General features: G+C 50.5%; 8 protein-coding genes. 6 read left to right on the top strand and 2 right to left on the bottom strand.

Annotation, left to right across the window (positions count from 1 at the left end; genetic code table 11):
* Complete coding sequence (locus ACLJRE_RS13050) at positions 1-609, bottom strand: glutathione S-transferase (RefSeq protein ID WP_000766675.1); 609 nt, start codon at positions 607-609, stop codon at positions 1-3.
* A 475-nt stretch (positions 610-1,084) separates the two neighbouring features.
* Here ACLJRE_RS13050 and mtlA point away from each other — a divergent pair, with 475 nt between their 5' ends.
* The 3 genes from mtlA to mtlR all read left to right on the top strand — a co-directional run bounded on the left by mtlA (position 1,085) and on the right by mtlR (position 4,957).
* Complete coding sequence (mtlA, locus tag ACLJRE_RS13045; protein WP_023212608.1) at positions 1,085-3,001, top strand: PTS mannitol transporter subunit IICBA; 1,917 nt, start codon at positions 1,085-1,087, stop codon at positions 2,999-3,001.
* Positions 3,002-3,221: 220 nt separating this feature from the next.
* Complete coding sequence (gene mtlD, locus ACLJRE_RS13040; protein WP_000645385.1) at positions 3,222-4,370, top strand: mannitol-1-phosphate 5-dehydrogenase; 1,149 nt, start codon at positions 3,222-3,224, stop codon at positions 4,368-4,370.
* Positions 4,367-4,957 carry a mannitol operon repressor MtlR gene (mtlR, locus tag ACLJRE_RS13035; protein ID WP_000193201.1) on the top strand — a complete coding sequence of 197 codons (591 nt, stop codon included), beginning with the start codon at positions 4,367-4,369 and terminating at the stop codon, positions 4,955-4,957. The genes mtlD and mtlR overlap by 4 nt, the downstream gene beginning before the upstream one ends.
* Positions 4,958-4,966: 9 nt before the next feature.
* Here the strand turns inward: mtlR and ACLJRE_RS13030 are convergent, their stop codons facing one another.
* Complete coding sequence (locus tag ACLJRE_RS13030; protein WP_001062558.1) at positions 4,967-5,176, bottom strand: hypothetical protein; 210 nt, start codon at positions 5,174-5,176, stop codon at positions 4,967-4,969.
* Between the two features lie 290 nt (positions 5,177-5,466).
* On the opposite strand from ACLJRE_RS13030, the gene ACLJRE_RS13025 reads away from it, so the two are divergent.
* The 3 genes from ACLJRE_RS13025 to sadA all read left to right on the top strand — a co-directional run bounded on the left by ACLJRE_RS13025 (position 5,467) and on the right by sadA (position 11,426).
* Complete coding sequence (locus ACLJRE_RS13025) at positions 5,467-5,829, top strand: YibL family ribosome-associated protein (RefSeq protein WP_000665687.1); 363 nt, start codon at positions 5,467-5,469, stop codon at positions 5,827-5,829.
* A gap of 487 nt (positions 5,830-6,316) precedes the next feature.
* Complete coding sequence (locus tag ACLJRE_RS13020; RefSeq protein WP_023212609.1) at positions 6,317-7,000, top strand: DUF3251 domain-containing protein; 684 nt, start codon at positions 6,317-6,319, stop codon at positions 6,998-7,000.
* Positions 7,001-7,043: 43 nt separating this feature from the next.
* Positions 7,044-11,426 carry a trimeric autotransporter adhesin SadA gene (gene sadA, locus ACLJRE_RS13015; protein WP_023212610.1) on the top strand — a complete coding sequence of 1,461 codons (4,383 nt, stop codon included), beginning with the start codon at positions 7,044-7,046 and terminating at the stop codon, positions 11,424-11,426.
* The last annotated feature ends 64 nt before the right edge of the window (positions 11,427-11,490 follow it).

Raw genomic sequence — 11,490 nt, 5'->3', positions numbered from 1 at the left:
TCAAGCCTTTGGCGCTTCGGTGCGGGCAAAGCTTTCGCGTTGAAAAAGCGTTTCGACCAGTTTGACCAGGTGGGGGCGGCTAACACACCAGCCGGGCGCAACCCGGCGGAAGTTGAGATAGCCTACCGCACAGGCAATCGCGATAGTCGCCAGATTTACCGTATCCGTTTTTAGCGTCCCATCGCTCAGATAACTTTCGAGCATATCCAGGCTGCGGTTGATTTTTTCCCGCTGGCGCAGCAGTTCCGTTTCCGATTGTTGCGCCGCCGGGCGCGCCTGTTCGCGTACAGACACCAACGCTGCATCCATAATGCCGTCAGCCAACGCTTCAAGCTGGCGAACTTTAAGCGCTGCCATCGGGTCACGCGGGAGCATCGCTGGCGCGATATCCAGCAACTCAATATATTCCGCGATGATCGGCGAATCGAACCAGTACTCGCCTTTCTCCGTCACCAGCGCTGGCACCTTACCCAGAGGGTTGTATTGCGCCACGCCGTTATCCGCCTCGTAGGGTAATTCATTAATAAATTCGAAGGTAATGCCCTTTTCGAGCAGCAGAATAGAGATTTTGCGCACAAAAGGGCTGGTGTAGCTACCGATGAGTTTCATGCCGTGTCCTTTTTGCCAACCAGTAAAAATCATAGTATGGCTCAAATAAGACGAAAAGAGACACAAAAGGAGGTTGCTGAATGACATAACGTGAGAGGGCTCGCGACAAAATGTTTGCCGGATCGTATTGACGTTACCCGGGCTTAAAATTTCTTGTGAAGAAGATCACAAAAATTCAACAAAGCACCAAAATAAAAATGTGAAATATCTCACATAAAATTGCCTTTTAAGAGCTAAAAATTAGATTCGTTGTTTTTTTACACAGCTACTTTGTGATCAATATCACATCAATTACCTCTCTACCCCCTATATTTATGTGACACAAATCACATAAATTGTCCCTGTCTGGACAGTTGAACGATTCAGTGCCAGATTGCGCAGTATCTACACTACAGGGTCCGGCTACCTCTGCCGCTACATTAACAAACCTCGGGCTTTCAGCCTGCGCGACAGCAACATAAGAAGGGGTGTTTTTATGTCATCCGATATTAAGATCAAAGTGCAAAGCTTTGGTCGATTCCTCAGCAATATGGTGATGCCTAATATCGGCGCGTTTATCGCGTGGGGTATTATCACCGCATTATTTATTCCAACAGGGTGGTTGCCTAACGAAACGCTGGCGAAACTGGTTGGTCCGATGATCACCTACCTGCTGCCGCTGCTCATCGGTTATACCGGCGGTCGTCTGGTTGGCGGCGAACGCGGCGGCGTAGTGGGCGCTATCACTACCATGGGCGTTATTGTCGGCGCGGATATGCCGATGTTCCTCGGCTCGATGATCGCCGGTCCATTAGGCGGCTACTGCATTAAGAAATTCGACAGTTGGGTAGACGGTAAGATCAAATCCGGTTTTGAGATGTTGGTGAACAACTTCTCCGCTGGCATCATCGGTATGATCCTCGCCATCCTGGCGTTCCTCGGTATTGGTCCGGCGGTTGAAGTCCTGTCCAAAATTCTGGCGGCGGGCGTTAACTTCATGGTGGCGCACGATATGCTGCCGCTGGCGTCCATTTTTGTTGAACCGGCGAAAATCCTGTTCCTCAATAACGCGATTAACCACGGCATCTTCTCACCGCTGGGTATCCAGCAGTCCCATGAGATGGGTAAATCCATCTTCTTCCTGATTGAAGCTAACCCGGGTCCGGGGATGGGCGTCCTGCTGGCGTACATGTTCTTCGGTCGCGGCAGCGCTAAACAGTCTGCGGGCGGCGCGGCAATTATCCACTTCCTGGGCGGTATCCATGAGATCTACTTCCCGTACGTGCTGATGAACCCACGCCTGATTCTGGCGGTGATTCTCGGCGGTATGACCGGCGTATTCACCCTGACCATCCTGAACGGCGGTCTGGTCTCTCCGGCATCTCCGGGTTCCATTCTGGCGGTACTGGCGATGACGCCAAAAGGCGCTTACTTCGCTAACATCGCTGCCATCGTGGCGGCAATGGCGGTTTCCTTCTTGGTGTCTGCAATTCTGCTGAAAACCAGCAAAGTGAAAGAAGAAGATGACATTGAAGCGGCCACCCGTCGTATGCATGACATGAAAGCGGAATCTAAAGGCGCCTCTCCGCTGGCGGCTGGCGACGTGACTAACGACCTGAGCCATGTGCGTAAAATCATCGTGGCTTGCGATGCCGGTATGGGTTCCAGCGCGATGGGCGCAGGGGTACTGCGTAAGAAAGTACAGGATGCGGGCCTGAGCCAGATCTCCGTCACCAACAGCGCCATTAACAATCTGCCGCCGGATGTGGATCTGGTCATTACTCACCGCGACCTGACCGAGCGCGCGATGCGTCAGGTACCGCAGGCGCAGCATATTTCGCTGACCAACTTCCTGGATAGCGGCCTGTACACCAGCCTGACCGAACGTCTGGTTGCCGCACAGCGCCACAATACTAATGAAGAGAAAGTACGCGACCATCTGAAAGACAGCTTTGAGGAGGGTGATAACAACCTGTTCAAGCTGGGCGCGGAGAATATCTTCCTGGGCCGTAAAGCCGCTAACAAAGAAGAGGCGATTCGCTTTGCCGGTGAACAACTGGTGAAAGGCGGCTATGTTGAGCCGGAATACGTCGAGGCGATGCTGGACCGCGAAAAGCTGACGCCGACTTACCTCGGTGAATCCATCGCAGTACCGCACGGCACGGTAGAAGCGAAAGACCGCGTGCTGAAAACCGGCGTGGTGTTCTGCCAGTATCCGGAAGGCGTACGCTTCGGTGAAGAAGAAGACGATATTGCCCGTCTGGTCATTGGTATCGCCGCACGTAACAATGAGCACATCCAGGTCATCACCAGCCTGACCAACGCGCTGGATGATGAATCCGTGATCGAACGTCTGGCGCACACCACCAGCGTGGATGAAGTGCTGGAACTGCTGGCAGGTAAAAAAGCTTAACAGTTAAGTATCCCCAAAATAGTTCGAGCTGCAGGAAGGCGGCAACGCAGTGAATCCCCAGGAGCGTACATAAGTACGTGACTGGGGTGAGCGAGGAGAGCCAACGCATCTGCAGTTCGAAATATGAAGGCGATATCCTCTCCCTTGTGGAGAGGGTTAGGTTGAGGGAAAAGCCTCACCCCAGCCCTCTCGGGTAAAAACATTAATGAAGGTTAATACTATGAAAGCATTACATTTTGGCGCAGGTAATATCGGTCGTGGCTTTATCGGCAAATTGCTGGCTGACGCGGGGATACAACTGACGTTTGCGGATGTAAACCAGGTCGTACTCGATGCCCTGAATGCCCGTCATAGCTATCAGGTTCATGTTGTGGGTGAAAATGAGCAGGTGGATACCGTTTCCGGCGTCAACGCTGTCAGCAGCATCGGCGATGATGTTGTCGACCTGATTGCCCACGTTGATTTAATCACTACTGCCGTGGGTCCGGTTGTGCTTGAGCGTATCGCTCCGGCCATCGCTAAAGGGCTGGTAAAACGTAAGGCGCAGGGCGTGGATGCCCCGCTGAATATCATCGCCTGTGAAAATATGGTGCGCGGCACCACACAGCTCAAAGGTCATGTGATGAACGCGCTGGCGGATGGCGATAAAGCCTGGGTTGAACAGCACGTCGGTTTTGTGGATTCCGCCGTTGACCGTATTGTGCCGCCATCTGCTTCCGCCACCCATGACCCGCTGGAAGTGACGGTAGAAACCTTCAGCGAGTGGATCGTCGATAAAACCCAGTTTAAAGGCGCGTTGCCGACCATTCCGGGGATGGAGTTAACGGATAACCTGATGGCATTTGTCGAACGTAAACTCTTCACGCTGAACACAGGTCATGCTATAACCGCGTACCTCGGCAAATTAGCCGGTCATCAAACCATTCGCGACGCCATTCTCGATGAGAGTATTCGCGCGGTGGTTAAAGGCGCGATGGAAGAAAGCGGCGCGGTGCTGATCAAACGCTACGGTTTTGACGCCGACAAACATGCGGCATACATTCAGAAAATCCTCGGTCGTTTTGAAAACCCGTATCTGAAAGATGATGTTGAGCGCGTTGGACGTCAGCCGCTACGCAAACTCAGCGCGGGCGACCGTCTGATCAAACCGCTGCTTGGCACCCTGGAATATGGTCTGCCGCATGTGAATCTGGTCAAAGGGATCGCGGCGGCGATGCATTTCCGTAGTGAAGAAGATCCGCAGGCACAGGAACTGGCCGCGCTGATTGACGAAAAAGGTCCACAGGCCGCTCTGGCGCAAATTTCCGGGCTGGATGCCAATAGCGATGTGGTGGCGGAGGCGGTTAACGCTTATAACGCGACCAAATGACGCAGAACCCGGCGCAGGTTAGCCTGCGCCCAAATAACAGATTGTCAGATATGCAGGCAATAATGGAACAAACCCAGGCCTTTGAAAATCGTGTGCTTGAGCGTCTGAATGCTGGCAAAACCGTACGGAGCTTCCTGATTACTGCCGTCGAGTTATTGACCGAGGCGGTGAATATTCTGGTGCTCCAGGTGTTTCGCAAAGACGACTATGCGGTGAAATACGCTGTGGAACCGTTGCTGGACGGCGACGGACCGCTGGGCGATCTTTCGGTACGTCTGAAACTTATCTATGGCCTGGGCGTACTCAGCCGCACCGAATATGAAGATGCGGAGCTGTTAATGGCGCTGCGCGAAGAGCTGAATCACGACGGCAATGAGTACGCCTTTACCGACGATGAAATCCTCGGGCCGTTTGGCGAACTACACTGCGTCATGGCGCTGCCGCCGCCGCCGCATTTTGATACGTCCGACGCGGCGCTCTACGCCATGCAAATTCAGCGCTACCAGCAGGCGGTGCGTTCGACGATGGTTCTCTCCCTGACCGAGCTGATTTCTAAAATCAGCTTAAAAAAGGCCTTTCAAAAGTAAATCCCTCCGTTAACCTCTTTCTTCTTCTTTTGGTCGGTACAGCCGCCGGTAATATTCCAGACGCTGCAAATAAATGGGCGCGCTCTCCGACGGCACCTCGGAAGGAACATAATCACGCGGCGGCGTTTTATTCAGGTATTCACGGAACGCCTGGCTGGACGCCATAAAATCGACGGCTTTATCAATAAGAAGTGGTACGTTCTCACCTATTTTTGCCATGATAGATCCTCCATGTGTGACCCGCGTCTAACTCCCGCGGTCGCTTATTTGAGTTTAGGATCAATTTAGCGTTGTCATTGAGGAAAATGTGCTTAATCGCTTTTCTTGCCGGCAAAAAAGGCGCTTCATCTTTTCTTTCGAAAAAAAGATTTTATTCTCAAAGAGATAACTAAATAATTAGCGGTGTAATACTTGCCATAATTGATTATCTTTACGTCATGAGTTGTGAAGAATCACTCACTGCGCGCATACTATAGGGTATCTATCCCATTTCTATCAGAAGCAATCCCATGAAAGAAGTTGAAAAAAACGAAATTAAACGCCTGAGCGATCGTCTTGACGCTATTCGCCACCAGCAGGCAGGTCTCTCTCTGGTTGAATCCGCCGATAAATACGCGGAGCTGGAAAAAGAAAAAGAGACGCTGGAAGCAGAAATTATCCGTCTGCGCGAAGTACACAGCCAGAAACTGAGTAAAGAAGCGCAGAAGCTGATGAACCTGCCGTTTCGCCGCGCGATCACTAAAAAAGAGCAGGCCGATATGGGCAAACTCAAAAAAAGCGTACGCGGCCTGATCGTGGTGCACCCGATGACGGCGCTGGGCCGGGAAATGGGGCTCAAAGAGATGACAGGGTTCGCGAAGAGCGAGTTCTAAACCTTCCGCATCTCAGGCTCTCAGGACACCCGTGTACGGAGGATGTCTTGAGAGCATCGGGCTATATTCCGAATTTTTATCCAGACGTATTTACACCGCTTATATACAAGTTCATTTTTAACGGTAATCCCCGCTTTTTCGGGATGAAAAATTCCACTATCATGCCTATTTGTATTTATGCAATGAATTTTTTCATCCCCTTTTCTCATATCCCGCAGAATATGATTGACCCGCAAAATTAAATAACATTATCATCCATGAAAAAAAATGCTCATACATAAATATTATAATTATATTTTTATAAAGTATTGCTATGAATAATTGATAAACAACGTCGGGTATTTGCACATTCCTATAGAAACAATGAATGTTTTAATTATAACCATATATTAATGGCTATTGGCAATGCTCGCAAAATGATGAGTTAGCTGTATAAATAACAGGTTAACTATTTATATTATATAAATTATTAACAAGGATATTTTATATGCACAAAAATGGAAAATTTATCCCCTTGCTTGCGTTGGGATTCACATTCTTTTTATCTGGTTGTGATTACTTTGCAGATAAACACCTTGTTGAAGAACTGAAAAAACAACAAAAAGAACAAGAAACAAAGATAAATCTGTTAGAAAAACAACAAAAAGAACAAGAAGCAAAGATAAATTTGCTAGAAAAACAAGAAGCTACAGTTATCAACACGACTCAAAAGGTCGCCGAAGTCGTTGGTCGCATTGAACGCAAACAACGGCTATTCGACTACACAGAACTGGATCCATCACAAACGCGCTATTTTATTATTAACAACGGCAATATCGGATTAGCCGGGCGTATTCTATCTATTGAGCCAATAGATGATGGAAGTGTTATTCATCTTGATTTAGTTAACTTACTCAGCATTCCCGTATCAAACCTTGCGTTTAATATGACATGGGGTACGAAAAAACCTTCCGAGGCAAAAGATCTGCCTCGCTGGAAACAACTCCTGCTTAACACGAAAATGGATTCGACAATCGAACTTTTACCGGGAACATGGACAAACGTCACGCTAACATTAAAAGGCGTATCGCCCAATAATCTTAAGTATCTAAAAATAGGTATTAACATGGAGAATGTCATATTCGACAGCATACAACCTATTAATGATACGAAAAAGAAGCCAAAAAAATAATAGCCATTGATACAACTATTTTAGAAAAGGAAAGCACTTATCCATGAACAGAATATTTAAAGTCCTCTGGAATGCCGCTACGGGAACATTTGTTGTCACCAGCGAAACCGCAAAAAGCCGCGGCAAAAAAAGCGGCCGCAGAAAGCTGGCGGTTTCCGCACTCATCAGTCTTAGCAGTATTATGGTCTCTGCGGATGTATTGGCCAATGCAGGTAAAGATACTGGCAGCGGTGTTACTCCATCCGACTCCACTGCAGGAACAGGGTGGATTGCAATTGGTACCGATGCCACAGCCAATACTTACACCAACGTTGATGGCGCAAGCGCCGCAATGGGTTATCACGCCTCCGCGATGGGGAAATGGAGTACCGCCATTGGTTCATACAGCCAGTCCACCGGCAACTCTTCGCTAGCGCTTGGCGTAAAATCCGTTTCAGCCGGTGACCGGGCTATTGCGATGGGGGCCTCATCCTCAGCTGGCGGGAGTTATTCGATGGCAATGGGCGTGTATGCCGATTCGAGCGGCGCAAACTCGGTTGCATTAGGTTATAAATCTGTCGCAAGCGGAGCAACTTCCGCTGCATTAGGTTATCAAGCCACTGCGAGCGGCGACGACAGCGCTGCATTTGGTAATGGCGCACAAGCGATAGGCACCAACTCAGTTGCCCTTGGCGCGGGCTCTACCGCTCTGGAAGACAATTCGGTCGCCGTGGGTAACAGCACCACTCAGCGACAGATCACCTACGTTGCTAAAGGCGACATCAATGCCAACAGTACCGATGCCGTTACAGGTGCGCAAATTTATTCTTTAAGTCAATCCGTCGCCGATCGACTAGGCGGAGGGGCTTCCGTTAATTCTGATGGTACAGTGAATGCGCCCCTCTACAAGGTGGGCACAGGCATCTACAATAACGTAGGCAGTGCGTTAAGCGCACTTAACACTTCTATCACGAATACAGAGGCCTCTGTCGCAGGATTAGCCGAAGACGCGCTGTTGTGGGATGGCAACACAAGCGCATTCAGCGCTAACCACAGCGGAAGCGACAGCAAGATTACCAATCTGGCGGCAGGCACCCTGGCCGCAGACAGCACCGACGCCGTTAACGGCTCACAGTTGTTTGATACGAATGCAAAAGTGGATCAGAACACCGCTGACATCACTACCAATACCGACAGCATTAACCAGAACACAACCGATATCGCCGCCAATACGGCCAGCATTAATCAGAACACCACTGATATCGCCACCAACACCACCAGTATCAACAGTCTGAGCAACTCCGTTACCACGCTCACCGACGATGCCCTGTTGTGGGATGGCAGCGCAAGCGCATTCAGCGCCAACCACAGTGGAAGCGACAGCAAAATCACCAATCTGGCGGCAGGCACCCTGGCCGCAGACAGCACCGATGCCGTTAACGGCTCCCAGCTGTTTGCCACCAACGAAAATGTGTCGCAGAACACCACGGATATCGCTGCCAATACCGACAGTATTAACCAGAACACTACCGATATCGCCGCCAATACCACCAGCATCAATCAGAACACCACTGATATTACCACCAATACGGCCAGCATTAACCAGAACACCACTGATATCGCCACCAACACCACCAGTATCAACAGTCTGAGCGACTCCGTCACCACGCTCACCGACGATGCCCTGTTGTGGGATGCAGCCTCTGGCGCATTCAGCGCTAAGCACAACGGAAGCGACAGCAAGATCACCAATCTGGCGGCGGGCACCCTGGCCGCGGACAGCACCGACGCTGTTAACGGCTCACAGTTGTTTGCCACCAACGAAAATGTGTCGCAGAACACCACGGATATCGCCACCAACACCACCAGTATCAACAACCTGAGCAACTCCGTCACCACGCTCACCGACGATGCACTGCTGTGGGATGCAGCCTCTGGCGCATTCAACGCTAACCGCAACGGAAACGCTAGCAAAATCATTAATGTCGCCGCCGGTGACCTTTCTGAAGACAGTACAGACGCGGTGAACGGCTCCCAGTTGTATGAAACTAACCAGAGGGTGGATCAAAACACCTCTGCTATCGCAGATATTAATACGTCCATCACCAATCTTAGCTCTGACAACCTGAGCTGGAATGAGACAACAAGTTCGTTCTCTGCCAGCCACGGAAGTAGTACGACAAACAAAATTACCAACGTTGCCGCCGGGGAGCTGTCTGAAGGAAGTACCGACGCCGTTAACGGATCGCAGCTGTTCGAAACCAATGAAAAAGTGGATCAGAACACGACCGATATCGCTGCCAATACTACCAACATCACTCAGAACAGCACCGCGATTGAGAACCTGAATACTTCTGTCTCCGACATTAATACGTCCATTACCGGCCTCACTGATAACGCTCTGTTATGGGACGAAGACATCGGCGCTTTCAGCGCAAACCACGGTGGAAGCATCAGTAAAATAACCAATGTCGCCGCCGGGGCGCTTTCTGAGGACAGTACAGACGCGGTAAACGGCTCACAGTTGTATGAAACCAACCAGAAGGTAGATCAAAACACCTCTGCTATCGCGGATATCAATACGTCCATCACCAATCTTGGTACCGATGCACTGAGCTGGGATGACGAAGAGGGTGCGTTCAGCGCCAGCCACGGTACCAGCGGTACCAATAAGATAACCAATGTGGCAGCAGGTGAAATCGCCAGTGACAGTACTGACGCTGTTAATGGCTCTCAGCTTTATGAAACTAACATGCTGATTTCTCAGTATAATGAATCTATTAGCCAACTAGCCGGCGATACCAGCGAAACCTATATCACGGAAAATGGTACCGGCGTGAAATACATCCGTACGAATGATAACGGGCTTGAAGGCCAGGATGCATACGCAACGGGTAACGGCGCAACGGCAGTGGGTTACAACGCCGTCGCATCCGGTGCTTCGAGTCTGGCGCTTGGAGAGAACAGCAGCAGCAGCATTGAGGGCAGTATCGCTTTGGGCAGTGGCTCCACCTCTAACCGCGCGATTTCATCAGGTATACGAGCAACGAGCGTAACAAGCGATGGCGTCGTCATTGGCTACAATACAACAGACAGAGAGTTGCTGGGCGCGTTGTCATTGGGGACGGATGGAGTAAGCTATCGTCAAATTACCAACGTTGCGGACGGCTCTGAAGCGCAAGATGCGGTAACAGTTCGTCAGTTACAAAATGCCATTGGTGCGGTCGCCACTACACCGACCAAGTACTACCACGCAAACTCAACGGAAGAAGATTCACTGGCTGTCGGGACTGACTCACTGGCAATGGGTGCGAAAACCATCGTCAATGCTGATGCAGGTATTGGTATTGGTCTGAATACACTGGTGATGGCTGATGCCATCAACGGTATTGCTATCGGTTCTAACGCACGCGCCAACCATGCAAACAGTATTGCAATGGGTAATGGTTCTCAGACCACTCGCGGCGCACAGACTGACTACACCGCCTACAACATGGACACACCGCAGAACTCTGTCGGTGAGTTCTCTGTCGGCAGTGAAGACGGTCAACGTCAGATCACTAACGTCGCGGCGGGTTCGGCAGACACCGATGCCGTAAACGTTAGTCAATTGAAAGTCACCGACAGCCGTGTTGCCGCAAATACCGAAAGTATCAATAACCTGAACACGCAGGTGAGTAGTCTTGATACTCGCGTCACCAATATTGAAAACGGCATTGGCGATATCGTCACTACCGGTAGCACCAAGTACTTCAAGACCAACACTGATGGCGTAGATGCAAATGCCCAGGGTGCGGACAGCGTCGCGATTGGATCTGGCTCTATTGCTGCCGCTGAAAACAGCGTAGCGTTGGGCACAAATTCAGTCGCAGATGAAGCTAATACTGTGTCTGTCGGCTCTTCTACCCAACAACGCCGTATTACCAACGTTGCCGCAGGGGTGAACAACACTGACGCGGTTAATGTGGCGCAACTGAAAGCTTCAGAAGCAGGCTCCGTGCGTTATGAAACCAATGCAGATGGTTCGGTTAACTATAGCGTGCTCAACCTGGGAGACGGGAGTGGCGGTACCACTCGGATCGGCAATGTTTCAGCGGCGGTGAACGATACGGATGCGGTTAACTATGCGCAATTGAAACGCAGCGTCGAAGAAGCAAACACCTATACCGACCAGAAAATGGGTGAAATGAACAGCAAAATCAAAGGGGTAGAAAACAAGATGAGCGGCGGTATCGCCTCAGCGATGGCCATGGCCGGTCTGCCACAAGCCTACGCCCCAGGTGCCAACATGACCTCGATTGCTGGCGGTACATTTAATGGTGAAAGTGCCGTCGCTATTGGTGTCTCCATGGTAAGTGAAAGCGGGGGCTGGGTGTATAAATTGCAAGGAACCAGTAACAGCCAGGGCGATTACTCTGCAGCTATTGGCGCTGGCTTCCAGTGGTAATGGAGTAACCATACTCCCGACATCAAAGGCAATGGCATTATGCCATTGCCTTTTCACTTCCCTT

This window comes from Salmonella sp. SAL04157 (assembly GCF_046551635.1).
GTDB lineage: Bacteria > Pseudomonadota > Gammaproteobacteria > Enterobacterales > Enterobacteriaceae > Salmonella > Salmonella enterica.
This window is presented reverse-complemented; position numbering and strand designations above follow the sequence as displayed.